21 protein-coding genes and 1 tRNA gene are annotated in these 26033 nt (G+C 69.5%); 14 read left to right on the forward strand and 8 right to left on the reverse strand.

The annotated features are described in order from the left end of the window. Window positions 1-115 precede the first annotated feature (115 nt). Both OG747_RS10850 and hrpB read left to right on the forward strand, forming a co-directional pair. Complete coding sequence (locus tag OG747_RS10850) at window positions 116-1024, forward strand: class I SAM-dependent methyltransferase (protein ID WP_405879089.1); 909 nt, start codon at window positions 116-118, stop codon at window positions 1022-1024. 4 nt (window positions 1025-1028) lie between these two features. After that, entirely contained in the window at window positions 1029-3605 is a 2577-nt protein-coding gene (hrpB, locus tag OG747_RS10855; RefSeq protein ID WP_405879090.1) for an ATP-dependent helicase HrpB, read from the forward strand. Here the strand turns inward: hrpB and OG747_RS10860 are convergent. From OG747_RS10860 to OG747_RS10870, 3 genes are all read right to left on the reverse strand, one after another. Then, window positions 3595-4587 (reverse strand): DUF3068 domain-containing protein, encoded by a 993-nt coding sequence (locus OG747_RS10860; protein ID WP_405879091.1) that lies wholly within the window; start codon window positions 4585-4587, stop codon window positions 3595-3597. The genes hrpB and OG747_RS10860 overlap by 11 nt on opposite strands. Before the next feature lie 21 nt (window positions 4588-4608). Next, window positions 4609-4743 carry an SPW_0924 family protein gene (locus OG747_RS10865; protein ID WP_362519077.1) on the reverse strand — a complete coding sequence of 45 codons (135 nt, stop codon included), beginning with the start codon at window positions 4741-4743 and terminating at the stop codon, window positions 4609-4611. A gap of 244 nt (window positions 4744-4987) precedes the next feature. After that, entirely contained in the window at window positions 4988-6715 is a 1728-nt protein-coding gene (locus tag OG747_RS10870; protein ID WP_405879092.1) for a lytic transglycosylase domain-containing protein, read from the reverse strand. A gap of 256 nt (window positions 6716-6971) precedes the next feature. Between OG747_RS10870 and OG747_RS10875 the strand changes: the two genes are divergently transcribed. Continuing rightward, on the forward strand, window positions 6972-7826 hold the full coding sequence (locus OG747_RS10875) for a DUF4184 family protein (RefSeq protein ID WP_405885503.1): 855 nt from the start codon (window positions 6972-6974) through the stop codon (window positions 7824-7826). Here the strand turns inward: OG747_RS10875 and OG747_RS10880 are convergent. After that, window positions 7747-8709 (reverse strand): serine hydrolase, encoded by a 963-nt coding sequence (locus OG747_RS10880; RefSeq protein WP_405879094.1) that lies wholly within the window; start codon window positions 8707-8709, stop codon window positions 7747-7749. The genes OG747_RS10875 and OG747_RS10880 overlap by 80 nt on opposite strands. A gap of 349 nt (window positions 8710-9058) precedes the next feature. After that, window positions 9059-11788 (reverse strand): DNA polymerase I, encoded by a 2730-nt coding sequence (gene polA / locus OG747_RS10885; RefSeq protein WP_405879095.1) that lies wholly within the window; start codon window positions 11786-11788, stop codon window positions 9059-9061. A 122-nt stretch (window positions 11789-11910) separates the two neighbouring features. Between polA and OG747_RS10890 the strand changes: the two genes are divergently transcribed. The 9 genes from OG747_RS10890 (at window position 11911) to OG747_RS10930 (ending at window position 21813) form a co-directional block, all read left to right on the forward strand. Further along, window positions 11911-14217, forward strand: a complete 2307-nt coding sequence (locus OG747_RS10890; RefSeq protein WP_405879096.1) for an FdhF/YdeP family oxidoreductase — start codon at window positions 11911-11913, stop codon at window positions 14215-14217. A 52-nt stretch (window positions 14218-14269) separates the two neighbouring features. After that, window positions 14270-14737: a PaaI family thioesterase gene (locus tag OG747_RS10895; protein WP_405879097.1), complete on the forward strand. Its 468-nt coding sequence runs from the start codon at window positions 14270-14272 to the stop codon at window positions 14735-14737. A gap of 85 nt (window positions 14738-14822) precedes the next feature. Beyond that, the gene (locus OG747_RS10900; RefSeq protein WP_405879099.1) at window positions 14823-15179 is read left to right on the forward strand and encodes a hypothetical protein; all 357 of its coding nucleotides are present in this window, start codon (window positions 14823-14825) and stop codon (window positions 15177-15179) included. Then, complete coding sequence (locus OG747_RS10905) at window positions 15176-15805, forward strand: Tat pathway signal sequence domain protein (RefSeq protein WP_405879100.1); 630 nt, start codon at window positions 15176-15178, stop codon at window positions 15803-15805. The genes OG747_RS10900 and OG747_RS10905 overlap by 4 nt, the downstream gene beginning before the upstream one ends. A 278-nt stretch (window positions 15806-16083) precedes the next feature. Continuing rightward, window positions 16084-17310, forward strand: a complete 1227-nt coding sequence (locus OG747_RS10910) for a branched-chain amino acid ABC transporter substrate-binding protein (RefSeq protein ID WP_405879102.1) — start codon at window positions 16084-16086, stop codon at window positions 17308-17310. Window positions 17311-17421: 111 nt separating this feature from the next. Next, window positions 17422-18354 (forward strand): branched-chain amino acid ABC transporter permease, encoded by a 933-nt coding sequence (locus OG747_RS10915; protein WP_405879103.1) that lies wholly within the window; start codon window positions 17422-17424, stop codon window positions 18352-18354. Between the two features lie 5 nt (window positions 18355-18359). Continuing rightward, window positions 18360-20186, forward strand: coding sequence for a branched-chain amino acid ABC transporter permease (locus OG747_RS10920; RefSeq protein WP_405879104.1), 1827 nt, complete (start codon window positions 18360-18362; stop codon window positions 20184-20186). Between the two features lie 5 nt (window positions 20187-20191). Then, complete coding sequence (locus OG747_RS10925; RefSeq protein ID WP_405879105.1) at window positions 20192-21100, forward strand: ABC transporter ATP-binding protein; 909 nt, start codon at window positions 20192-20194, stop codon at window positions 21098-21100. Beyond that, window positions 21097-21813, forward strand: a complete 717-nt coding sequence (locus tag OG747_RS10930; protein WP_405879106.1) for an ABC transporter ATP-binding protein — start codon at window positions 21097-21099, stop codon at window positions 21811-21813. The genes OG747_RS10925 and OG747_RS10930 overlap by 4 nt, the downstream gene beginning before the upstream one ends. Before the next feature lie 100 nt (window positions 21814-21913). Here the strand turns inward: OG747_RS10930 and OG747_RS10935 are convergent, their stop codons facing one another. Continuing rightward, complete coding sequence (locus tag OG747_RS10935) at window positions 21914-22564, reverse strand: ANTAR domain-containing response regulator (protein WP_405879107.1); 651 nt, start codon at window positions 22562-22564, stop codon at window positions 21914-21916. A 100-nt stretch (window positions 22565-22664) separates the two neighbouring features. Between OG747_RS10935 and OG747_RS10940 the strand changes: the two genes are divergently transcribed. Together OG747_RS10940 and OG747_RS10945 are read left to right on the forward strand one after the other, a co-directional pair. Next, window positions 22665-22747: transfer RNA gene (locus tag OG747_RS10940), tRNA-Leu, on the forward strand. Between the two features lie 88 nt (window positions 22748-22835). Then, a complete protein-coding gene (locus OG747_RS10945; protein WP_405885504.1) occupies window positions 22836-23624 on the forward strand; it encodes a helix-turn-helix domain-containing protein in 789 nt (262 codons plus the stop codon). Window positions 23625-23633: 9 nt separating this feature from the next. On the opposite strand, the gene pyk is transcribed toward OG747_RS10945, so the two are convergent. Both pyk and OG747_RS10955 read right to left on the reverse strand, forming a co-directional pair. Next, window positions 23634-25070: a pyruvate kinase gene (pyk, locus tag OG747_RS10950; protein WP_405879108.1), complete on the reverse strand. Its 1437-nt coding sequence runs from the start codon at window positions 25068-25070 to the stop codon at window positions 23634-23636. Between the two features lie 215 nt (window positions 25071-25285). After that, on the reverse strand, window positions 25286-25999 hold the full coding sequence (locus OG747_RS10955) for an SIMPL domain-containing protein (protein WP_405879109.1): 714 nt from the start codon (window positions 25997-25999) through the stop codon (window positions 25286-25288). Between the last annotated feature and the right edge of the window lie 34 nt (window positions 26000-26033).

Raw genomic sequence — 26033 nt, forward strand, 5'->3', positions numbered from 1 at the left:
TACGGGGGCAGCCGGGCAGGGTCAATGCGCGAAGGCGCACACCCGGGGCGGATCGCCGCATACCCGGCACAAAACCTGTCTCACGAGGCCACGCGGGCCATAGGCGGCCCCTGTCGTGACACCCCCGCGACCGGTTGGACGGAAGAGCCCGCACACTAATACGAGGGAGCCGATCATCCAAGAGCCCCAGATCCACGAACCGGAACCTTCCGAGGTCCGGGAGCCCGAACCCGTCGAGCCGGAGGCGACCCGGCGCGACGCGGGCGTCACGGAGAGTTCCCGCGCCAATCGCGGCTGGTGGGACCGGAACGCGGACGACTACCAGATAGAACACGGCACGTTCCTCGGGGACGACCGTTTCGTATGGGGCCCCGAGGGCCTCGACGAGGTGGAGGCCGAGCTGCTCGGCCCGCCGGAGGACCTCAAGGGCAAGGACGTCCTGGAGATCGGCGCCGGCGCCGCCCAGTGCTCGCGCTGGCTGGCCGCCCAGGGGGCGCGTCCGGTCGCCCTGGACCTCTCCCACCGCCAGCTCCAGCACGCGCTGCGCATCGGCGGCCGGGTGCCCCTTGTAGAGGCCGACGCGGGCGCGCTGCCCTTCGCCGACGGCTCCTTCGACCTCGCGTGCTCGGCGTACGGCGCGCTGCCGTTCGTCGCCGACCCGGTGCGCGTCCTGCGTGAGGTCCACCGCGTCCTGCGCCCCGGGGGCCGCTTCGTGTTCTCCGTGACGCACCCGATCCGCTGGGCGTTCCCGGACGAGCCCGGCCCCGAGGGCCTGTCCGTCTCCTCCTCCTACTTCGACCGCACCCCCTACGTCGAGCAGGACGAGGAGGGCCGCGCGGTGTACGTCGAGCACCACAGGACGGTCGGCGACCGGGTGCGTGACGTGGTGGCCGGGGGCTTCCGGCTGCTGGACCTGGTCGAGCCGGAGTGGCCCGCCTGGAACACCCAGGAGTGGGGCGGCTGGTCCCCGCTGCGCGGGAATCTGATCCCGGGAACGGCGATCTTCGTGTGCGTACGAGACTGAACGGGTGATCCGTTACGACGCCCTGGACGCGCTGCCGGTACGCGGCGCCCTGCCCGCGCTGAACGACGCCCTGGAGTCCGACGGCAGCGCCGTGCTCGTGGCGCCGCCCGGGACCGGCAAGACGACCCTCGTGCCGCTGGCGCTCGCCGGTCTCCTGGAAGAGGAGGACGACCGGGGCGACGGGCGGCCGGTACGCCGGGTCGTGGTCGCCGAGCCGCGGCGGATCGCCGCCCGGGCCGCCGCGCGGCGGATGGCGTGGCTGCTCGGCGAGAAGGTCGGCGAGAGCGTGGGGTACACCGTGCGCGGGGAGCGGGCGGTGGGGCCGCGCACGCGCGTGGAGGTCGTCACGACGGGGGTCCTCCTGCAACGGCTGCAGCGGGACCAGGAGCTGACGGGCGTCGACGTGGTGGTGCTCGACGAGTGCCACGAGCGGCATCTGGACGCCGACACGGTGGCCGCCTTCCTGCTGGACGTACGAGCCGCTCTCCGTCCCGAGCTGCGGCTCGTGGCCGCGTCGGCGACGACGGACGCCGCGGGGTGGGCACGGCTGCTGGGCGACGCTCCCGTGGTCGAGGCGGAGGGTGTCTCGTACCCGGTGGAGGTGGTGTGGGCGCCTCCGGTGCGTCCGGTCCGGCCGCCGCACGGCATGCGCGTCGACCCGGCGCTGCTCACGCACGTCGCGTCGCTGGTACGACGGGCGCTGGCGGAGCGCGAGGGAGACGTCCTCTGTTTCCTCCCCGGAGTCGGGGAGATCGCGCGCGTGGCGGGTCGGCTGGGAGACCTGGGCGGCGCCGTCGAGGTGCTCCAGGTGCATGGCCGGGCGTCGGCGGCGGTGCAGGACGCGGTGCTGTCACCAGGGGCCGGGGCCGGGCGGCGCCGGGTGGTCCTGGCCACCTCCGTGGCGGAGTCGTCGCTGACGGTTCCCGGGGTACGGGTGGTGGTCGACTCCGGGCTGGCGCGGGAGCCGCGGGTGGACCACGCGCGCGGGCTGAGCGCGCTGACGACGGTACGGGCCTCGCAGGCGGCCGGGCGGCAGCGGGCGGGACGGGCCGGGCGTGAGGCGCCGGGACGGGTGTACCGCTGCTGGACGGAGGCCGAGGATGCCCGTCTCCCGCGCTTCCCCGCCCCGGAGATCAAGGTGGCCGACCTGACGGCGTTCGCCCTGCAGACGGCCTGCTGGGGCGATCCTGAGGGGTCGGGGCTGGCGCTGCTCGACCCGCCGCCGGGCGGGGCGATGGCGGCGGCGCGCGCCGTCCTCGCGGCGGTGGGTGCCGTGGACCCCGCCGGTCGGGCCACGGAACGGGGTGTACGCATGTCCCGCCTGGGCCTGCACCCACGGCTCGCCCGGGCCCTGCTGGACGCGGCCCCCGCGGTGGGCGTGGACCGGGCCGCCGAAGTCGTCGCCCTGCTGAGCGAGGAGCCACCGCGAGAGTACGGCGACGACCTCGCGGCGGCCTGGCGTGCCGCCCGGCGCGGTGGCGACGCCTACGCGCCCCGCTGGCGCACGGAATCCCACCGCCTCCGCTCCGCGTCAACGGCGCTTTCCCGCCCACTCACCCGTGGCTCCTCTCCACAAAAGGCGAACGCCGAGGGGCCGGCCCGTGTCGGCGATGATCAAGTGGTCGGGATCGTGGCCGCCCTGGCGTTTCCCGAGCGGCTCGCACGGGCGCAGGGCGGGTCCCATCTCATGGTCAACGGGACCCGCGCCGATGTCGGCGACGGTTCCGCCCTGCGCGGCGCGCCCTGGCTGGCGGTCGCCGTGGCCGACCGGCCCGTCGGCGCCGGGCACGCGCGTGTGCGGCTCGCCGCCGTGGTCGACGAGGACACGGCACGGCGGGCCGCGGCGCCCCTGCACAGCGAGGGCGACGAGGTCCACTGGGCCGACGGCGACGTCGTCGCACGGCGGGTCGAGCGGCTCGGCGCAGTGGAGCTGGCGGTGCGTCCGCTGAAGAACGCCGACTCCGGGCTCGTACGAGAAGCGTTGCTCGAAGGGCTGCGGGAGGACGGGCTCGGCCTGTTGCGGTGGTCCCCGGATGCCGAGGGGCTGCGGCGGCGGCTCGCCTTTCTCCGTCTGCACCTCGGCGCGCCGTGGCCCGACGTGTCCGACGACGCGCTCCACGCGCGCGTGGAGGAGTGGTTGGAGCCGGAGCTGAGCCGCGCCCGGCGGCGGGCCGATCTGGCGCGGATCGATGCCGGGCAGGCACTGACCCGGCTGCTGCCCTGGGCCACCGGCGACGCGTCCCGTCTCGACGTGCTCGCGCCGGAGCGGATCGAGGTGCCCAGTGGGTCCAGGATCCGGATCGACTACGGCAACCCCGAACAGCCGGTACTCGCCGTCAAGCTGCAGGAGATGTTCGGACTGCACGAGTCCCCGGCCGTCGCCGGCGTGCCCGTGGTCGTCCATCTGCTCTCGCCCGCCGGGCGCCCCGCCGCCGTCACCGCGGACCTCGCCTCCTTCTGGAGGGACGGTTACAAGGCGGTGCGGGCGGAGCTGCGGGGGCGGTACCCCAAGCATCCGTGGCCCGAGCATCCGGCCACCGCCGCGCCGACCCGGCACACGAACGCGCGGCTCAGGCGTTGACCGGCTCCGGTTCCACGGCCCGGGTGGGCGCCGGGTCGCCGGGACGGCGGCCGCGCGCCTCCAGGTAGAGGGAGAGCGACAGCAGGGCCACGCCGAGGACCAGGAAGCCCCAGGGGAGGTACGAGGTCATCAGGAGGACCAGTGTGCGGTTCGACTTGACCAGGGCGACCGTGTGCTCGATGTAGTCCTCGCGCATCTTCACGTGCCCGGCGAAGGCGGTCACCTTGTCGCGGCCCCCGAGGAGCGTGCCGCCCCGCAGCTCCTCCTTGTGGATCTCCTCGCCGTAGACCGGCGCTCCGGTGACCGGTTCCACCCAGAACTTGCGGACGGTCGTGTACCAGCGGGTCGTGCCCGTCTTGGCGACCGACTCCGGAGTGATGCCCTGCACGGGCATGACCTTGGGGAACGCGACCTTCGTCCAGGGGATGGTCTGCTCGAAGTAGTAGACCTTGACGCCGCGGAAGTCCTGGGTGCCCTTGTAGTGGATGGGGGCCGAGGTGCGGGTCTGCGCGTCGAAGTACTCGTAGTCCCGTTTCTCCGTCTGGAAGGGCCACTTGAACTCGATGCCCTCGCGGGTGACGGGGTCGCCGTCGACGGACTCGCCGGTGGCGTGGACGGGGTCCTGGGTGTGCGCGTCGAAGATGTAGCGCTCGGGGAGCTTGGAGACCATCTTCCCGTCGGGGCCCTGCACGTAGGAGAGGGTGTCCCAGACGACGACGTCACGGCCCGCGGTCTTCTCGATCCGGTCGGAGGCCTCGACGTTGCCCTTGATGGTCTGTACGACGGTGACCTTGGGGACCTTCCTGGCCTGCATGGTGCCGTAGTCGAGCAGGGTCGCGTCCTTCGCCTCCAGAACCATGTCCTGGTACTGGCCTGCGGGGATCTTCGCCAGCCGCGGGAAGGCGTACCAGCGCAGCAGCGGGGACAGCGCCGCGAAGAACACGGCGAAGGCGAGCAGGATCAGGCTGGCCTTGCGACGCATCTCGGCGTCCCTCCCTGAGCGTTACGGGTGTGCGGGCACGGTCGTCAGCAGCGGCTTCGGTGACGTCTTGCCGGCCGGTGAGCCCATGGCCGTGATCGTGAGCACCAGGGCGAGCGCCACGGCGAGACCGGTCGCGGCGGCGATGAGGGCGCGCATGCGGGGCCTCCCGGGGGACGGAGGATCGAGACAGCATCACGAGCCCCGATCACAACACCTGATCACGAGACCTGATACATCGTCAGGTCGGGGCACCGTAGCAACGGCGGGGCGAAATGAGAACACGTTGCACACACAGACGAGGGCGCCCCTCCGCCGGAAAACGGAGGGGCGCCCTCGATGCACGTACGAAGTACGGAACTGCGGAACTACGAGTTACGAGCTACGAACTGCACACCACGGCCTACGAGGCGGCCGCGGCGACCTGCAGCTCGACCGTCAGCGTGGCGCCGCCGGTGGTGTTGATACGGAGCAGGAACGTGCCGGTCGTGTCGTCCGCGTACAGCTTCGGGAGCTTGAGCATGCCGTCGGCGTCCGTCGTGAGGTCCGTGAGGGTGCGGATCGTCTTGCCGTCCGCGTCCTTGAAGTACGGACCCTTGTCGTTCTCGGTGGCGTCGTCCGCCGCCTTGATGAGGGTCGCGACGGCCGCGACCTTGCCCGCGACGGCGCCCTGGTAGGTGGCCTTCACCTCGACCTGGTCGGCGAACTCGCCGCCCGGCACACAGGTCAGCGCGGTGTCGCTGGTGCGGGTGAGGGTGTCGGCCTGGCGCGGGGTGACGGTGGCCGCGTAGTCGAGGCCGCTCAGGGCGCGGCCCACGACGGTGGCGCGGACCGTGAAGTCGCCGGTCTTCTCGCCGGCGACGAGTGCGGGCGCGGTGGCGGTGCCGGTGGCGTCGGTGACGAGCGTGGCGACGCTCTCGCCGCCGGCGAAGGTGGCGTCCGTGTCACCGATGATCATGAACCGCACCCGGACCTTCGCCACGGCCTTGCCCGCCTTGGTCTCGCTCCGCACGGCGACCTCGGCGTCGAAGGCGGAGCCCGCCGTCGCCGTGAGCTTCCCGGTGTTCGCGTCCTCGAGGTGGTCCACCGTCTCGGTGGGCGTGGGAGGCTTCGGGCTCGGCGAGGGCGAACTCGGCGTGGACGGGCTGGGGCTGGGGCTGGGGCTCGCCGAGCCGCTACCGCCCGGCTTGGGGGTACTCGGCTTGGTGCTCGGCTTGGTGCTCGGCGTCGTACTCGGTGTCGACGTCGAGGGCGTGGACGGGCTGGGGCTCGCGGAACCGTCGTTGCTGCTGTGCGAGGGCAGGGTGCCGGTGCCGTCCGGGACCTCGTGGGTGCCCTTGCGGTAGTACTCCAGCCACGACAGGACCGTGTTGAGGTACTCCGTCGAGTTGTTGTAGTTCAGGATCGCGGCGTTCATCTGCGACTGCACGGACAGGTCGCGGTCGAACCGGCACAGGTAGTGGCCGGCCGCGAGCGCCGCGTCGTAGACGTTGTTGGGGTCCTTCTTGCCGTCGCCGTTGCCGTCGCGGCCCGCCCACTCCCAGGTGGAGGGGATGAACTGCATGGGGCCCACGGCCCGGTCGTAGGCCGGGTCGCCGTCGTACGCGCCGTTGTCGGTGTCGGCGATCAGCGCGAAGCCGTTGCCGTCGAGCTTGGGGCCGAGGATCGGCGAGTACGTCGTGCCGCTCGCGTCGACCTGGCCGCCGCGGGCCTGGCCGGACTCGACCTCGCCGATGGCGGCCAGGAGTTGCCAGGGCAGGTTGCAGCCCGGCTTGGACGCGCGCAGCTCGGCCTCGGCCTTCTTGTAGGCGTCGAGGACGGTCGCGGGTATGCCTGCCTCGCCCCCACCCACGGAGACGGGCGTGCCCGCAGTCGGAGTCACCGAGGGGCTCGGGCTCGGGTTGGGGCTGTTGAGCGGCGGAAGGTCGGTGTAGTACGGCGAGTCGCCGGTCGCGCCGCCACCTTCAGTGCCGGTGCTCACGTCGGCCGAGGGCTGGGATCCGGCGGCCTGTCTACCGAGGTCCTCGGTGGTCACTCCGGGTGCCTGGGAGGCGGACAGAGCCGCGACCACGACCGCGGCCGCGGCGGTTGTCACCGCTCCCCTGCGCAATCTGCCGAAATGCACCGCCATTGAGTGAACCCCTCCCTTGGACGACCGTCCGCGCTCCGCGCGTTCGCTGGCTCTGTGACCCAGGTGACCCTACGACAACTTCCGTCGCTCGGACACCCGTTCGCGCCCGATATTCACCGGTTGGCCATGTTGGATTGTCCAAGGAAAAGCCGATCCCGGGGTGGCCCCTCCGGGCATTTTCATACGTCCCTCATACTGAGCGTCGGCGATCACCGAGGCCGACATGTCCGACCGACGTCAGCCACAGGGGGACGATTTGCCCTTCACTCTCAGCCATGCGGCGGCCGTACTGCCCGCCGTGCGCGGCAACGGAAGCGGGCGTGGCCGGCTGGTGACGGCGGTGCTCGTGGCCGGTTCGTTCTCGCCCGACATGACCTATTACGCGGCGAGCGTGCTCCCCGGAGCGATGGAATTCGGCGACTTCACGCACTCGTTCACCGGCGTCTTCACCTTCGACGTGCTCGTCTCCTGGGCGCTCGTGGGCGCCTGGCTGGTGCTGCGCGAGCCGCTGGTGGCGCTGCTGCCGCGGGCCCGGCAGGGCCGCCCGGCGGAACTGCTGCGCTGCGGGGCGCCGGGCCGGCCCGTGGGCCCGACGTCGGCGCTCCGGTGGTACGTCTCCGCGGCGCTCGGCGCGCTGACGCATGTCGTGTGGGACGCGTTCACACATCACGACCGGTGGGGGGTACGGCTGATCCCCGTCCTGCGACGGAACACCGACGGCACGCCGGGATTCACGTACGCGCAGTACGCCAGTTCGCTGGTGGGGGCCGTCGTGATCGTGGCCTTCATGGTCGTCGCGCTGCGGCGGACGCCCTCCGGCGAGCCGGTGGGGGTGCCGGTGCTGTCGCGTTCCGACCGGTGGCTGGCGGCTGCCGTCATCGGCGGCTGCGGGCTGGTGGGCGCCGCGCAGCGGGCTTCGCGCTGGTGGGCCTACTGGGGCGCCGACGCGAAGCCGTGGGAGCTGATCCCGGCGCTGTGCTTCGGCGCGGGCGCCGGGCTCGTACTCGGCCTCGCGGTGTACGCCGTCGGGGTCAGGGTGTGGCGTCCCGCTCCGGCTCGTCCCAGCCCGGCAGCGGCTCGTACGGAGCCGAACCGTCCGGCACCTCGCTGATCCTGTTCTGCGGGGTGGGGCCCTGGACGAGGCCGCGCCCCTGGTTGAGACCGCGGTGGACGACCTGGGCGATGCGCTCGATCGTGCCCACCCCGTACTCCATCGTCGGGTTGTCGTGGGAGAGGACGACGATGCGGTACGTGCGGCCGTCGCCGGTGAACGCGCCGACGCTGTGCACCCGCCAGCCGTGGGTGGACCGCGGCAGCCAGCCGTTCTTGATGTGCGCCTCCAGGCCGACCGGCATACCGGCGGGGACGCCCCAGCGCTGGTCGCTACGGACCTGACTCAGCAGCTTCAGACCATAGGCGCGGCTCTTCAGGAAGGAGCGGGCATTGGTGAGCACGTCCAGCAGCCGCATCTGGTCGGCGGCCGTGGTGCGGGTCAGACCCCAGTAGCCGGCCGGCCCGAGCTCGGTACGGCGCGTTCCGACACGGTCCAGGAAGCGGCCGAGGTAGGTGTGGCCCAGGTCGTTCCACAGATGCTGGGCGGCTGTGTTGTCCGAGATGGTGATCATGGGGCGTACGTTGGCCAGTTCCCATTCCGTGAGGGTGCGCCGCAGCTCTTCCGCGCGGCGCAGGGTGGCCTCCATGATCGTGACCTTGGCGACGCTCGCCGAGTCGTACTGGCGCTCACTCGCGAGGGCGCAGGTCAGATCGGTGTCGTCGTCCTGCACCGCCACGGAGACGGTGCCCTGGCGTGACGACAGCACCGCCTGAATGTCGCGGGACATCCGGGCGGCGAGGGCGGGGTTGCGGGTCGAGCGGCAGGCTGCGGGCACCTGGGCGGTGCTCGCGCTCGCGGCCACTGCGGGTACCGGCGCGAGCAGCGCCGAGACGACGGCTGTGGCCATGGCCGTGCGGCGGTGGAGCATGCTTATACCCATGCCCGCATCCTTACGGTCCCCTTGCGCGGGCGGCGTCTTGTCGAGGGCCACGCGAGTGACGGTTCCCTCCGGGGGCTGAGCAGAGCACACGTTGCCGCACGTCTCCCGCCCACCGAAGTGGGGCTTGCCCCGCGGGCGGCTCGCGGGACGGGTCGGGACCGGGCTCGGGGCTTGCCCTGCAAACGGCTGGGGGCGGCCTTCCCCGGGGTGGCTTCCAGGGCCGGGCCCGGGCTCTGCGCCCCGGCCCGGCCGAGATCGGGTCTCGCCTCCCGGGCTCGAGCTGCCGCCGCCCGGCGGGTGCCGCATGCCTGCCTGCGGCACCCAGCCGCGCTTCTCGGGTCGCCGGAGGCTAGTGGGCCGCCGATTCCCAGTCCGGGCCCGAGCCGACGGAGACGTCGAGGGGGGCCCTGAGGTTGACGGCGGCGGCCATTTCCCGGCGGACCAGTTCCTCGGTCTTCGCGCGCTCCCCGGGGGCGATCTCCAGCACGATTTCGTCGTGGACCTGGAGGAGCATGCGGGACTTGAGGCCGGCCTCGCGCAGCGCCCGGTCGACGTTCAACATCGCGATCTTGACGATGTCCGCAGCCGTGCCCTGAATGGGCGCGTTCAGGGCCATGCGCTCGGCCATCTCGCGGCGCTGACGGTTGTCGCTGTTCAGGTCGGGCAGATAGCGGCGGCGGCCGAAGAGGGTCTCCGTATAGCCCGTGGCGCGGGCCTCGTCCACCACACGGCGCAGATAGTCCCGTACGCCTCCGAAGCGCTCGAAGTACGTGTCCATCAGCGCACGCGCCTCGCCCGCGTCGATGTTCAACTGCTGGGAGAGGCCGAACGCCGACAGGCCGTAGGCAAGGCCGTACGACATCGCCTTGATCTTGCGGCGCATCTCCGCGTCGACCGCCGACCGCTCGACCGAGAACACCTGCGACGCCACTGTCGTGTGCAGGTCCTCACCCGACGTGAACGCCTCCAACAGGCCCTCGTCCTCGGACAGATGGGCCATCACACGCAGTTCGATCTGGCTGTAGTCCGCGGTCATCAGCGACTCGAAGCCCTCGCCGACCACGAAGCCGCGGCGGATCGCGCGGCCCTCCTCCGTACGGACCGGGATGTTCTGCAGGTTCGGGTCCACCGACGAGAGACGGCCCGTCGCGGCCACCGTCTGGTTGAAGGTGGTGTGGATGCGGCCGTCCGCGGCGATCGTCTTGATCAGGCCCTCGACCGTCACCCGCAGCCTGGCCTGCTCGCGGTGGCGGAGCATGACGACCGGCAGCTCGTGGTCGGTCTGCGTGGCCAGCCAGGCCAGCGCGTCCGCGTCCGTCGTGTAACCCGTCTTCGTCTTCTTCGTCTTGGGCAGGTCCAGCTCGCCGAAGAAGACCTCCTGGAGCTGCTTGGGCGAGCCGAGGTTGAACTCGTGCCCCACGGAGGCGTGCGCCTCCTTCACCGCCTGCTGCACGGCGCCCGCGAACATCTGCTCCATGGCTTCCAGGTGCGCCCGGTCCGCCGCGATGCCGTGCCGCTCCATCCGGGCCAGCAGCGCAGACGTGGGCAACTCCATGTCACGCAGCAGCTCGGCCGCGCCGACCTCCTCCAGCTTCTCGCCGAACGCCTCGCCCAGGTCGAGGATCGTGCGCGCCTGCACCATCAGCGCTTCGGCCTCGGCCTGGTCGTCCGCGCCGAAGGCCAGCTGGCCGTCGGCCGCGGCAGCGGGCCCCAGCTCCCGGCCCAGATACTCCAGGGACAGCGCGTCCAGCGCGAAGGAGCGGCGGCCCGGCTTGACCAGATAGGCGGCGAGCGCGGTGTCCATGGACACGCCCTCGATCGTCCAGCCGTGCTCGGCGAAGACCCGCATCGCGCCCTTGGCGTTGTGCAGCACCTTGGGCTTCTTGGGGTCGGCGAGCCACTTCGCGAACGCGTTCTCGTCGGCCTCGTCCAGCCGCGAGGGGTCGAACCACGCCGCCGCCCCGTCCGCCGCGGCGAGCGCGACCTCGGCCACCGAACCCGAACCCAGCGCCCACGTGTCGACGGTGGCCAGACCCAGGACCGCCTTGCCATCGTGCTCGGCGAGCCACGGCTTCAGCTCGCCCGCACCCAGCACCACCCCGTCCAGTTCGACACCCTCGACGACCGGAGCCGCCTCCTCGGCCTCCTCCGCACCCGGGTCGACGGCGAAGAGCCGCTCACGCAGCGAGGGGTTGCGGATCTCCAGGGTGTCCAGGACCATCACCACCGCCGTACGGTCGTACGCCGCGCGCTCCAGGTCGGTGACCGTCTTCGGGAGCTCCACGTCCTTCACCATCTCCGTGAGACGGCGGTTGAGCTTCACCGCCTCCAGGTGGTCCCGGAGGTTCTGCCCGGCCTTGCCCTTCACCTCGTCGACGCGCTCGACGAGGTCCGCGAACGAACCGAACTGGTTGATCCACTTCGCGGCCGTCTTCTCGCCGACCCCGGGGATGCCCGGCAGGTTGTCCGACGGGTCGCCGCGCAGCGCCGCGAAGTCGGGGTACTGCGCCGGCGTCAACCCGTACTTCTCGACGACCTTCTCCGGAGTGAACCGGGTCAGCTCGGAGACGCCCTTCGTCGGATACAGCACCGTCGTGTGCTCGGACACCAGCTGGAAGGAGTCACGGTCACCGGTGACGATCAGGACCTCGAAGCCCTCGGCCTCGGCCTGTGTGGCGAGCGTGGCGATGATGTCGTCGGCCTCGAAGCCGTCCACCGCGAACCGCTGCGCGTGCATCGCGTCCAGCAGCTCGCCGATCAGCTCGACCTGCCCCTTGAACTCGTCCGGGGTCTTCGACCGGTTCGCCTTGTACTCCGTGAACTCCTCGGAGCGCCACGTCTTGCGCGAGACGTCGAACGCCACCGCGAAATGCGTGGGCGCCTCGTCGCGCAGCGTGTTCGCCAGCATCGACGCGAAACCATAGATCGCGTTCGTCGGCTGACCCGTCGCGGTCGTGAAATTCTCCGCGGGCAGCGCGAAGAACGCGCGGTACGCCAGCGAGTGCCCATCCATGAGCATCAGCCGCGGACGGCCCGCACCTGCGGTTTTCTCGGTCTTCTTCGATGCTGTTTCTGCCACGCCCCCGATCCTGCCACGCCCCACTGACAGTGCGGACCTTCCGGGACCGGCCACGGTCACTGTCACCGGCGCGTGCGAGGATCGACGATGTACTTCATACGTGCATGCGAAGGGGTTCAGCGATGGCCAGCAAGCCGCCGACAAGCGATCCGGTTCAGGACGCGCCGCAGATCGCCGAGCCGAAGCACGCGGCGGCCGGGCTGCCCGCCATCGGACACACCCTGCGCATCGCCCAGCAGCAGATGGGGGTGAAGCGCACCGCGCTGACCCTCCTGCGCGTCAATCAGAAGGACGGCTTCGACTGCCCGGGCTGCGCCTGGCCCGAGCCGGAACACCGGCACACCGCGGAGTTCTGCGAGAACGGCGCGAAGGCGGTCGCCGAGGAGGCCACCCTGCGCCGGGTCACCCCGGACTTCTTCGCCGCGCACCCGGTCACCGACCTCTTCGGCCGCAGCGGCTACTGGCTCGGCCAGCAGGGCCGCCTCACCCACCCCATGTACCTGCCCGAGGGCGCCGACCACTACGAGCCGGTCTCCTGGGAGCGCGCCTTCGACATCGTCGCCGAGGAGCTCGCCGCCCTCGACTCCCCCGACGAGGCCCTCTTCTACACCTCCGGACGTACGAGCAACGAGGCCGCGTTCCTCTACCAGCTGTTCGCCCGCGAACTCGGCACGAACAACCTGCCCGACTGCTCGAACATGTGCCACGAGTCCTCCGGTTCCGCCCTCACCGAGACCATCGGCATCGGCAAGGGCAGCGTCCTGCTCGACGACCTCTACAAGGCGGACCTGATCATCGTCGCCGGGCAGAACCCCGGCACGAACCACCCGCGCATGCTCTCCGCCCTGGAGAAGGCCAAGGCCAACGGCGCGAAGATCATCACCGTCAACCCGCTGCCCGAAGCCGGCCTGGGACGCTTCAAGAACCCGCAGACCCCCCAGGGCATGCTCAAGGGCGCCGCCCTCACCGACCTGTTCCTGCAGATCCGCCTCGGCGGCGACCAGGCCCTCTTCCGCCTCCTCAACAAGCTCATCCTGGAGACGGAAGGCGCGGTCGACGAAGACTTCATCGCCGAACACACCCACGGCTACGAGGAGTTCGCGGCCACCGCCCGCGCCGCCGACTGGGACGAGACCCTCACCGCGACGGGCCTGGAGCGCGCGAAGATCGACGAGGCCCTCCGCATGGTCCTCGCCTCGAAGCGCACCATCGTCTGCTGGGCCATGGGCCTCACCCAGCACAAGCACTCCGTGCCCACGATCCGCGAAGTCGTCAACTTCCTTCTCCTGCGCGGCAACATCGGCCGCCCCGGCGCGGGCGTCTGCCCGGTCCGCGGCCACTCGAACGTGCAGGGCGACCGCACCATGGGCATCTTCGAGCGCCCCGCCCCGGCCTTCCTGGACGCCCTGGAGAAGGAGTTCGGCTTCGCCCCGCCCCGCGAGCACGGCTACGACGTCGTACGAGCCATCCGCGCCCTGCGCGACGGCGACGCCAAGGTCTTCTTCGCCATGGGCGGCAACTTCGTCTCCGCCTCCCCCGACACCGAGGTGACCGAGGCCGCCATGCGCCGCGCCCGCCTCACCGTGCACGTCTCGACCAAGCTCAACCGCTCCCACGTGATCACCGGCGCGCGCGCCCTGATCCTGCCCACCCTCGGCCGTACCGAGCGCGACCTCCAGCTCGGCCCGAACGGGAAAAGCACGGCGCAGTTCGTGACCGTCGAGGACTCCATGGGCATGGTCCACGCCTCACGCGGCCGCCTGGAACCCGCGAGCGAACACCTGCTGTCCGAGCCGGCCATCGTCTGCCGCCTCGCCCGCCGCGTCCTCGGCGAAGCCTCCCGCACCCCGTGGGAGGAGTTCGAGAAGGACTACGCCACCATCCGCGACCGCATCGCACGCGTGATCCCCGGCTTCGACGACTTCAACGCGCGCGTCACTGGTTCTGCTGGTCGCCCTGCGGGATTCACCCTCCCCCACGCCCCCCGCGACGAACGCCGCTTCCCCACCACCACCGGCAAGGCCAACTTCACGGCCGCACCCGTCGAGTACCCGGGGCTCCCCGAAGGCCGCCTGCTCCTCCAGACCCTGCGCTCGCACGACCAGTACAACACCACCATCTACGGCCTCGACGACCGCTACCGGGGCATCAAGAACGGCCGCCGAGTGGTCCTCGTCAACCCCGAGGACGCCCGCTCCCTCGGCGTGACCGACGGCTCGTACGTCGACCTCGTCAGCGAATGGCAGGACGGCCTCGAACGGCGCGCCCCCGGCTTCCGCGTCGTCCACTACCCGACCGCCCGCGGCTGCGCCGCCGCGTACTACCCGGAGACCAACGTCCTCGTCCCGCTCGACGCCACCGCCGACACCAGCAACACCCCGGCCAGCAAGTCCGTCGTGGTCCGTCTGGAACAATCGACAACCGACTGAGCGTTTGCTCAGCCAGTACCAGAGAGATCGACGACGATCGGAGCCGGGCCCCATGGGCGAGCAGAGTCACGTGAAGTTCCCGCAAGAGGTCATCGACGAGTACGCCTCGCTCGGTGTCGACCTGCCCGCCCTCTTCTCGGCAGGCCACCTCGGCACCCGCATGGGCGTCCAGATCGTCGAGGCCTCCCCGGACCGGGTCGTCGGCACCATGCCCGTGGAGGGCAACACCCAGCCCTACGGCCTCCTGCACGGCGGCGCCTCCGCCGTCCTCGCGGAGACCCTCGGCTCCATCGGCTCCATGCTCCACGGCGGCAGCTCCAAGATCGCCGTCGGCGTCGACCTCAACTGCACCCACCACCGCGGCGCCCGCTCCGGCCTCGTCACCGGCGTGGCCACCCCCGTACACCGCGGGCGCACGACAGCGACGTACGAGATCGTCATCACGGACGAGCACGACAAGCGCGTCTGCACCGCCCGCCTCACCTGCCTCCTGCGGGACGTCAACCCGCAGCCCCGTTGATCCCGGGCACCAGGAGCCTTAGCGTCAAGGCATGAGAACGGGAGGAGCCACCCGGTCACGGGCGGCGCTCGGATTAGGGCTCGGAGTGGTGCTCCTGACGGGTGGTCTGCTCACCGGGTGCGGGGAGTCCGGCTCCCGAGCCGGAACGGGTACGTCGTCCGGCTCCCCCTCGCCGAGCGCCACGCCCCGCGAGGACGTGTGCGCGCGGATCGTCGCGTACTGGTCGCGGAAGGTCCTGGACAGCAACACCTACGGGGACTACCAGTCAATGGGCCTGTCCAACGGGCAGTACGAGATCCTCAGGGACGTCGTGGACGCCGCCCGCGCCGAGAAGAAACGCAACGGCGCACAGGCGGCGGAGCGACTGATCGACCGCAGGGCGCGCGCGGGCTGCGAGGACTGGTACCGCGGCGGCGGTCCGACCGCGGGGCCCTGGCAGTGAGCGGCATCGGCCCCGTCGAGCCCGGCGAGGGCACGCACCCGCGGGACGTCCTGGAACCGGGCGCCCCGCTCCTGCCTGACCCCCCGCGGGGGCGCCTCGCCCAGCTGTACGCACGGCACCACAGAGCGGCTCTGACGGCCACGGCGACCGCCGCCCTCCTCGCGGCCGGCGGCTACCTCTTCGCCACCCGGCCGCAGAAACCGCCGCCGCCCCCCGCGCCGTACCCCTCCCAGGTCGTCGACGTCACCTACCGGGGCCCGGCGACCCCGCCCGGCACCGCGCCACGCGGGAGCTTCAGCTTCGCGCTGGAACTGAGCGTGCAATCCGGCCCGCCGGTAACGACGACACGGATAACCCAGCCCTATGCCAGCGTTTCCCTGACGTGGCACCCGCACCCGCCGCTGCGCACGAGAGCCGGTTCTCCCCGAAAGATCACCATCACCATGCATGTGACCGAATGTGCAAAAGTGCCGGAGAACGCCGGACTCCCTTTCCTGGATGTAACTCTGCGTAATACGCGTGCAATACAAGTCCACAGTTTCATCCTTGGCGACCGCTATGCACACGACCTCTCACAAGCACTTCACGTCGCCTGCAGCACCAACTCCACGTCAGGACCAAAATAGCGAACACCCCTGAACGCACCCCGGCGGGTCCTGCGGGTTCTCACTATGTGGACCGAGCAAATCGGCCTGAATTCTGCTTTTCCACCCACTCGGTACCGCTCTGCATTACCTCGTGTCATAACAAGAGCATCACAGCCTCGGTCAGACCCTCCTCCCAGTTCCCCACCCGCGCTTAGAGTCACGGCCAGTCACCGCGCCGTCGGATTCAGTCTCATTTCGGCCCAGCGCTCGACTCGGTCGCTTCCACGGGGAAGGGACGTGCCAGGAAAGGACTGATCGTGCGTCAACGTTCGCTCATCGCCATCACCGCCGCGCTGGCGGCGGGAGCTCTCACACTCACCGCCTGCGGTTCGCGCGACAAGGGCAGCTCGGACTCCGGCAGCGGTGGCACCACCGTGACCATCGGTGTCGACGCACCGCTGACCGGCGACCTGTCCGCGCTGGGCCTCGGCATCAAGAACTCCGTCGACCTCGCGGCCAAGACGGCCAACAAAGAAAAGACCGTCGCCGGCGTCACCTTCCAGGTCAAGGCGCTCGACGACCAGGCACAGCCCTCATCGGGCCAGCAGAACGCCTCCACCCTGGTCGCCGACAAGAGCACCATCGGCGTCGTGGGCCCGCTGAACTCCTCCGTGGCCGAATCCATGCAGAAGGTCTTCGACGACGCCAAGCTCGTCGAGATCTCCCCCGCCAACACCGGCCCGGCCCTCACCCAGGGCACCGACTGGCGGACCAAGAAGGTCCGCCCGTACAAGTCGTACTTCCGCACCGCGACCACGGACGCCATCCAGGGCCCGTTCGCCGCGCAGTACGTCTTCAACGACTCCAAGAAGAAGAAGGTCTTCGTCATCGACGACAAGAAGACCTACGGCGCCGGCCTGGCCGCCACCTTCACCGACGAGTTCAAGAAGCTCGGCGGCAAGATCGCCGGAACCCAGCACATCGACCCCGACACCAAGGACTTCTCCGCCGTCGCCACCCAGGTGAAGAACTCCGGCGCGGACGTCGTCTACTACGGCGGTGAGTACCCGCAGGCCGGCCCGCTGAGCAAGCAGATCAAGGCCGCCGGCGCCAAGATCCCGGTGGTCGGCGGCGACGGCATCTACGACCCCACGTTCATCAAGCTGGCCGGCAGCGACAGCGCCGGTGACCTCGCCACCTCCGTCGGCGCCCCGGTCGAGGAACTCCCCTCCGCCAAGCAGTTCGTGGCCAACTACAAGGCGGGCGGCTACAAGGAGGAGTACGCGGCATACGGCGGCTACTCCTACGACGCCGCCTGGGCGATCATCCAGGCCGTGAAGTCGGTCGTCGACGCCAACAACGGCAAGCTGCCGTCCGACCCCCGCGACAAGGTCACGGCCGCCGTGCAGAACGTGTCCTTCGACGGTGTGACCGGCAAGGTCTCCTTCGACGAGTTCGGTGACGCGACGAACAAGCAGCTCACCGTCTACGCCGTCGAGAACGGTGCCTGGAAGGCCGTGAAGTCCGGCACCTTCACAGGCTGACCCACAGCCGCACCACATGATGAGCCGCGCGGGGCGCTGTACCACAGGCGCCCCGCGCGGACTCACATTCGGCCACATCCGTCAAATATCCGAAGTCTCGGAGGACATGCGGTGAACGAACTGCCGCAGCAGCTGGTCAACGGCCTGCTACTGGGATCCATGTACGGGCTGGTCGCCATCGGCTACACAATGGTCTATGGCATCGTCCAGCTCATCAACTTCGCCCACGGCGAGATCTTCATGATCGGAGGGTTCGGCGCCCTCACGGTCTATCTGTACGTCCTGCCGGACGGCACCTCCATGTGGATCGCACTGCCACTGATGCTCCTCGGAGCCGTCATCGCCGCAGTCACCGTGGCCGTGGGAGCGGAACGGCTGGCCTACCGCCCCCTGCGCACCGCACCACGCCTCGCCCCCCTCATCACCGCCATCGGCCTCTCCCTCGCCCTCCAGCAGGCCGTGTGGGCCTGGTACCCCGGCGCCAAGGAATCGATCAACTTCCCGCAGATCAACGGCGGCCCCTTCCAGATCGGCAACGTCACCATCCAGACCGGCGACGTCTTCCTGCTGATCGCCGCCCCCATCAGCATGGCGATCCTCGCCTACTTCGTCATGAAGACCCGCACCGGACGCGGCATGCAGGCCACCGCCCAGGACCCCGACACCGCCAAACTCATGGGCATCAACACCGACCGCATCATCGTGGTCGCCTTCGCCCTCGGCGCCGCGTTCGCCGCCGTCGGAGCCGTCGCCTACGGCCTCAAATACGGCCAGGTCCAGTTCCGCATGGGCTTCATCCTCGGCCTCAAAGCCTTCACCGCAGCCGTCCTCGGCGGCATCGGCAACATCTACGGAGCCATGATCGGCGGCCTCGTCCTCGGCATCGCCGAAACCATGGCCACCGCCTACATCGCCGACGTGCCCGGCATGGACCAGCTCGGCGGCCAGTCCTGGGCCAACGTCTGGGCCTTCGTACTCCTCATCCTCGTGCTCCTCTTCAGGCCCCAGGGCCTGCTCGGCGAGCGCGTCGCGGACAGGGCGTGACACCGATGACCACACAGACCACCGCACCCGAGACCCCCAGCACCCCCGCCTCCGGCGCCACCTCCGGTCTCATCGGCATCCCGCCACACATCGGACGCGCCCTCACAGTCGGCGGCGGCGCCCTCACCATCATCTCCGCCTTCCTCGCCTGGACCTGGACCCCCGCCTTCCCCGGCGACCTCACCGTCTACGGCTACCCCGGCGGCCTGCAGGTCCTCGTCCTCATCGGCGGCGCCCTCACCACCCTCTTCAGCCTCGCCTCCTACGGCGTCAAGGGCCTGCGCTGGCTGGTACCCGCCGGCGCCGACAGCGCCCTCAAACTGGCCGCACTCGGCACCTTCGCCACCGCCTGGTACACCGTCATCGCGATCAGCGACGAACTCGGCGGCGTCGTCAACCTCGAAGCCGGCGGCTTCATCGTGGCCGCCGCCACCCTCGCCGCACTGCTCGGCTCGCTCTCCCTGCCCTTCACCCGGCCGGAGCCCGACCCCGCCGACCCGGAGGACACCTCCTGGGAGCAGTTCCAGCACAAGGCGCGCCACACCCGCACCGTCATCAAGGCCGCCTTCGCCGCCGGACGCGCCACCCCGGCCCGCAAACTGCCCGCATACGCCGAGATCCTGATCATCGTCGTCGCGCTGACCCTCGGCCTGACCGTCTTCACCTACGGCATCGGCACCCAATACGACGAACTCTTCGTCGGCTTCCTCATCACCGTCGGCTTCGGCTTCGCCGCCGCCTCGAAGGCCGGACTCGTGGCCCGGGTCTCCGCGCTCACCGCCAAGCACCGCACGATCACGATGATCGGCGCGTTCATCGCCGCCGCCGCCTTCCCCTTCACCCAGTCCGACGACCAGTACGCGACCATCGGCGTCTACATCCTGATCTTCGCCACCGTCGCCCTCGGCCTCAACATCGTCGTCGGCCTCGCCGGCCTCCTCGACCTCGGATACGTCGCCTTCCTCGGCGTCGGCGCCTACACCTCGGCCCTGGTCTCCGGCTCCCCCTCCTCACCACTCCACGTCCACTGGCCCTTCTGGGCCTCCGCCCTGCTCGGCGCGGCCGTCGCCATGATCTTCGGCGTCCTCATCGGCGCCCCCACCCTCCGTCTGCGCGGCGACTACCTCGCCATCGTGACGCTCGGCTTCGGTGAGATCTTCCGCATCACCGTCCTCAACATGGACGGCACCTCCGGCCCCGACGTCACCAACGGCTCCAACGGCATCTCCGCGATCCCCAACCTCAACATCCTCGGCTTCGACTTCGGCGCCGAACACAGCTTCGCCGGATTCACCATCGCGCGATTCGCCAACTACTTCCTGCTGATGCTCCTCATCACACTGGTCGTCGTGGTCGTCTTCCAGCGCAGCAGCAACTCCCGCATCGGCCGCGCCTGGATCGCCATCCGCGAGGACGAGACCGCCGCACTCGCCATGGGCATCAACGGCTTCCGCGTCAAGCTCATCGCCTTCGCCCTCGGCGCCTCCCTCGCCGGCCTCGCCGGGTCCGTCCAGGCCCACGTCACCTACACCGTGACCCCCGAGCAGTACCAGTTCGCCCACGTCGTACCGCCCAACTCCGCCTTCCTGCTCGCCGCCGTCGTCCTCGGCGGCATGGGCACCATCAGCGGACCCCTCGTCGGCGCAGCACTGCTCTACCTCATCCCGGCCAAGCTCCAGTTCCTCGGCAACTACCAACTCTTCGCCTTCGGCCTCACCCTCGTCCTGCTGATGCGCTTCCGCCCGGAAGGCCTCATCCCGAACCGGCGCCGCCAACTCGAATTCCACGAAGAGGCCGAAGCACCCGCAGTCCTCAGCAAGGCAGGGGCCTGACCACCATGACCACCGACACCACCACCCAGGACGCCGCCGGCGCCACCGCCCCCGGCGAAACCGTGCTCGACGCCAAAGGCGTCACCATGCGCTTCGGCGGCCTCACCGCCGTACGCAACGTCAACCTCACCGTCAACAGCGGCGAGATCGTCGGACTCATCGGCCCCAACGGCGCCGGCAAGACGACCTTCTTCAACTGCCTCACCGGCCTCTACACCCCCACCGAGGGCGAGGTCCGCTACAAGGGCAACCTCCTGCCGCCCAAGTCCTTCAAGGTCACCGCGGCCGGCGTCGCCCGCACCTTCCAGAACATCCGTCTCTTCGCCAACATGACGGTCCTGGAAAACGTACTGGTCGGCCGCCACACCCGTACGAAGGAAGGCCTGTGGTCCGCACTCCTGCGCGGCCCCGGCTTCAAGAAGGCCGAGAAAGCCTCCGAAGAACGCGCCATGGAACTCCTCGAGTTCATCGGCCTCGCCCACAAGCGCGACCACCTCTCCAGGAACCTCCCGTACGGCGAACAGCGCAAGCTCGAAATCGCGCGAGCCCTGGCCAGCGAGCCGGGCCTCCTCCTCCTCGACGAGCCCACCGCCGGCATGAACCCCCAGGAGACCCGGGCCACCGAGGAACTGGTCTTCGCCATCCGCGACAAGGGCATCGCCGTCCTCGTCATCGAGCACGACATGCGGTTCATCTTCAACCTCTGCGACCGCGTCGCCGTCCTCGTACAAGGCGAAAAACTCGTCGAAGGCGACAGCGCGACCGTACAGGGCGACGAACGCGTCATCGCCGCCTACCTCGGAGAGCCCTTCGAAGGCGCCCCCGGCGCCGAGGAGATCGCCGAGATCGAGGCAGCCGAGGCACACGCCGACACCACCACGGACGCCGCGCCCGGCAAGGAGACCGACCGATGACCGCACTCCTGGAAGTCGAGGACCTCCGGGTCGCCTACGGCAAGATCGAAGCCGTCAAGGGCATCTCCTTCAAGGTCGACGCCGGCCAGGTCGTCACCCTCATCGGCACCAACGGCGCCGGCAAGACCACGACGCTGCGCACCCTGTCCGGCCTCCTCAAGCCAGTCGGCGGACAGATCAAGTTCGACGGCAAGTCGCTGAAGAAGACCCCCGCCCACCAGATCGTCTCGCTGGGACTCGCCCACTCCCCCGAGGGGCGGCACATCTTCCCCCGCATGACCATCGAGGACAACCTCCGCCTCGGCGCCTTCCTCCGCAACGACAAGGCAGGCATCGAGAAGGACATCCAGCGCGCCTACGACCTCTTCCCCATCCTCGGGGAACGCCGCAAGCAGGCCGCGGGAACGTTGTCGGGCGGCGAGCAGCAGATGCTCGCCATGGGCCGCGCCCTCATGTCCCAGCCCAAGCTGCTCATGCTCGACGAACCCTCCATGGGCCTCTCGCCGATCATGATGCAGAAGATCATGGCCACCATCGCCGAACTCAAGTCCACCGGCACGACCATCCTCCTCGTCGAGCAGAACGCCCAGGCGGCGCTCTCCCTCGCCGACCAGGGCCACGTCATGGAGGTCGGCAACATCGTCCTCTCCGGCACCGGACAGGACCTCCTGCACGACGAGTCCGTGCGGAAGGCGTACCTGGGCGAGGACTAGCTCCTACGCCGATACGAAGAGGCCCGCGCCCCCATCCGGGGGTGCGGGCCTCTTCGTTGTCCTGATGTCCGGGTACTGATGTCCGGGTACTCGTGTCCGGCTAGCCCTTCGAGGACTTCTTCTCGTCGGCGTCCGCGATGACCGCCTCGGCGACCTGCTGCATGGACATACGGCGGTCCATGGAGGTCTTCTGAATCCACCGGAAAGCGGCGGGCTCGGTCAGCCCGTACTCCGTCTGCAGCACGGACTTCGCACGGTCCACGAGCTTGCGGGTCTCCAGCCGCTGGCTGAGGTCCGCGACCTCCTTCTCCAGCTGCTTCAGCTCCGTGAACCGCGAGACGGCCATCTCGATCGCCGGTACGACGTCGCTCTTGCTGAAGGGCTTCACGAGGTACGCCATCGCGCCGGCGTCGCGGGCCCGCTCGACGAGGTCGCGCTGCGAGAACGCGGTGAGCATCAGCACCGGGGCGATGCCTTCTTCGGCGATCTTCTCGGCGGCGGAGATCCCATCGAGCTTGGGCATCTTCACGTCGAGGATCACGAGGTCGGGCCTGTGCTCACGGGCCAGCTCGACGGCCTGCTCCCCGTCCCCCGCCTCGCCCACGACGGCGTAGCCCTCCTCCTCGAGCATCTCTTTCAGATCGAGGCGGATCAACGCCTCGTCCTCAGCGATGACGACACGGGTCGTCAGCGGAGGCACGTGCGACTTGTCGTCGTCGGCGACGGGCTGGGGCGACTCGGGGGCGGTCACGGGGGCTCCTCGTTACGGGCCGGGCATGTGCTGCTGACCAAGAGCCTACCTAGCTGCAGCGAGCTGCGGTGACCCGGTATGCTTCCGGACAGCCACTTACGCCGGGTTGGTGGAACGGCATACACGGAGGTCTCAAACACCTCTGCCCGTGAGGGCTTGCGGGTTCGAATCCCGCACCCGGCACAGTTTTCCAGCTAAGCGGATGTTCCCCTTCTCGTGAACATCCGCTTTTTGCTGCGCAACGCCACGATCAGTGACACAGAGTGGCCGCATGATCTTTCACGGAACCGAGGTTAGACGGCAGGCACTCTCGTTGCTGCGCGACGGCGCACGGAACGCAGACGTGGCGCGGCGATTCAACGTCCCGCTCGGGACGGTCAGTTACTGGAAGCACATGGACCGCGCGAAACGCGGCGAGTGCCCAGGCAAGCATGACCCCAAGTGCCCACGGTGCGATGGACGCGACCTTGACGAGCCCGCCTACAGCTACTTACTCGGCCTGTATCTGGGCGACGGCCACATCAGTCGCTACTCCGAGCACCGCGTGCCCAACCTCATGATCACGTGCTGTGAAGCATGGCCCGGACTCATGGACGACTGCGAGCAAGCCATGCGCGCGGTCTTCCCCGACAACGCCGTATGTCGCGTCCGCAAGACAGGCTGCCGCAACGTGAAGGTCTACTCGAAACACCTGTACTGCATGTTTCCCCAGCACGGCCCCGGCAAGAAGCACGAGCGCCCGATCGTCCTCGAACCCTGGCAACAGGAAATCGTCGACGCTCACCCGTGGGAATTCATCCGCGGGCTCATCCACTCCGACGGCTGTCGCATCACGAACTGGACGACCCGCCTCGTCGCCGGCGAGCGCAAGCGCTACGAGTACCCACGGTATTTCTTCGCCAACAAGTCCGACGACATCCGGAAGCTCTTTACCGACACCCTCGACCGCGTGGGCGTCGAGTGGACGACGCTGGCGCGCGGCAGCGACCCGTTCAACATCTCCGTCGCCCGCAAAGCCTCCGTCGTTCTCATGGACGCCCACGTCGGTCCCAAGTACTGACAGCCGGACCTACTTGGGACTGTCGTCCTCCCCGATGTGGTGGACCCGTACCAGATTCGTCGTGCCCGACACCCCGGGCGGCGAGCCAGCCGTGATGACCACTATGTCGCCCTTTTCGCAGCGGCCGTACTTCAGGAGCAGCTCGTCCACCTGGTCGACCATCGCGTCGGTGGAATCGACGTGCGGGCCCAGGAACGTTTCCACGCCCCACGTCAGGTTCAGTTGCGAGCGGGTCGCCGGGTCCGGGGTGAAGGCCAGCAGAGGGATCGGCGACCTGTAACGCGACAGGCGGCGGACCGTGTCGCCGGACTGGGTGAACGCCACCAGGAACTTGGCGCCGAGGAAGTCGCCCATTTCCGCCGCCGCTCGGGCGACCGCGCCGCCCTGGGTGCGGGGCTTGTTGCGTTCGGTGAGGGGCGGGAGGCCCTTGGCGAGGATGTCTTCCTCCGCGGCCTCGACGATGCGGGCCATCGTCCGGACCGTTTCGATGGGGTACTTGCCGACGCTGGTCTCGCCGGAGAGCATCACCGCGTCCGTGCCGTCGATGACGGCGTTGGCGACGTCGGACGCCTCCGCTCGGGTCGGGCGGGAGTGGTCGATCATCGAGTCGAGCATCTGGGTGGCGACGATGACCGGCTTGGCGTTGCGCTTGGCGAGCTTGATCGCGCGCTTCTGGACGATCGGGACCTGTTCGAGGGGCATTTCGACGCCGAGGTCGCCTCGCGCGACCATGATGCCGTCGAACGCGGCGACGATGTCGTCGATGTTGTCGACGGCCTGGGGCTTCTCCACCTTGGCGATGACGGGGAGGCGGCGGCCTTCTTCGTCCATGATGCGGTGGACGTCGTGGATGTCGTGGCCGCTGCGGACGAAGGAGAGGGCGATGACGTCGAAGCCGGTGCGCAGGGCCCAGCGGAGGTCTGCTTCGTCCTTGTCGGAGAGGGCGGGGACGGAGACGGCGACGCCGGGGAGGTTGAGGCCTTTGTGGTCGGAGACCATGCCGCCTTCGATGACGGTGGTGTGGACGCGGGGGCCGTCGACGGTGGTGACTTCGAGGCAGACCTTGCCGTCGTCGACGAGGATGCGTTCGCCGGGGGTGACGTCGGCCGCGAGGCCCGAGTGCGTCGTGCCGCAGGTGAGGCGGTCGCCCTCGGCGCCCTCTTCGACGGTGATGGTGAAGGTGTCTCCGCGTTCAAGGAGTACGGGGCCTTCGGTGAAGCGGCCGAGTCGGATCTTCGGGCCTTGAAGGTCGGCGAGCAGTCCGACGCTGCGGCCGGTCTCGTCGGAGGCCTTTCGCACGCGCTGGTAGCGCTCCTCGTGTTCGGCGTGGGTGCCGTGGCTGAGGTTGAAGCGGGCTACGTCCATTCCGGCTTCGACCAGGGCTTTGAGCTGGTCGTACGAGTCGGTGGCGGGGCCCAATGTACAGACGATTTTTGCTCGGCGCATGGTTTGAGCCTAGGCCTTACCGGTGGGTAGAGAATTGGTCCAGCGTGACTACTCAACAACCTTTGCGTGAAGCCTTATTGACAACAGTTGAATTGTGCGCCGGGGTGCTCTGATGAGCGGATTGATTCTTTGCGATCCCCCGGCCGCGTGGATCTGTTCCTGCATATATCTAAGAGGAAAAGGCGACTTCCCGCCCCTGTTCTCTCCCCTGCGGTTCACAGCTCCGGTGGTGCCATGGTGAATCGGGCGTTGACCTGGGCGTAGACGTGTTGGCGTTGGGGTTCGAGGTCGAGGGGGGCGGCTTCTTCGGGGGCGGCTCCGGCGAAGGACATGGAGCGCATGGCGCGGCCGGGGGCGGCGGGGTAGGGCTGGGCGCTCTCGGCGCCGATGTCGGCGAGTTCGACGAGGGCGGCGAGGGTGGTGCCGAGGGCTTCGGCGTATTCGCGGGCGCGTTGGACGGCTTCGCGGACCGCTTGTTGGCGGGCTTGGCGGTGGGAGGGTGAGCCGGGGCGCAGGGCCCACCAGGGGCCGTCGACGCGGGTGAGGTCGAGGTCTGCGAGGCGTGTCGTCAGTTCGCCGAGTGCGGTGAAGTCGGTGAGTTCGGCGGTGATGTGGACGCGGCCGTGGTAGGCGTGGACGCGTTCGCCGCGGCCGTGTTTCGTCAGTTCCGGGCTGATGGAGAAGGCGCCGGTTTCGAGGCGTTCGACGGCGTCTCCGTACGACTTCACCAGGTCCATGGCCGTCGTGTTGCGGCGGGTGAGGTCGGCGAGGGCTTCTCGTCGGTCGGTGCCGCGGGCGCTGACGGTGATGCCGATGCGGGCGATTTCGGGGTCGACTTCGAGGTGGGATTCGCCGCGGACGGCGATGCGGGGTGATGCGGGGGTTCCGTAGGGGAGTGCGGGTTGGGGTTCCTCTGCGGTGGGGGCCATACGTCCCACTCTGTCACTGGGAGGGGTGTTGTGG

This window comes from Streptomyces sp. NBC_01384 (genome assembly GCF_045040035.1).
In the GTDB taxonomy this organism is placed as follows: Bacteria; Actinomycetota; Actinomycetes; order Streptomycetales; family Streptomycetaceae; genus Streptomyces.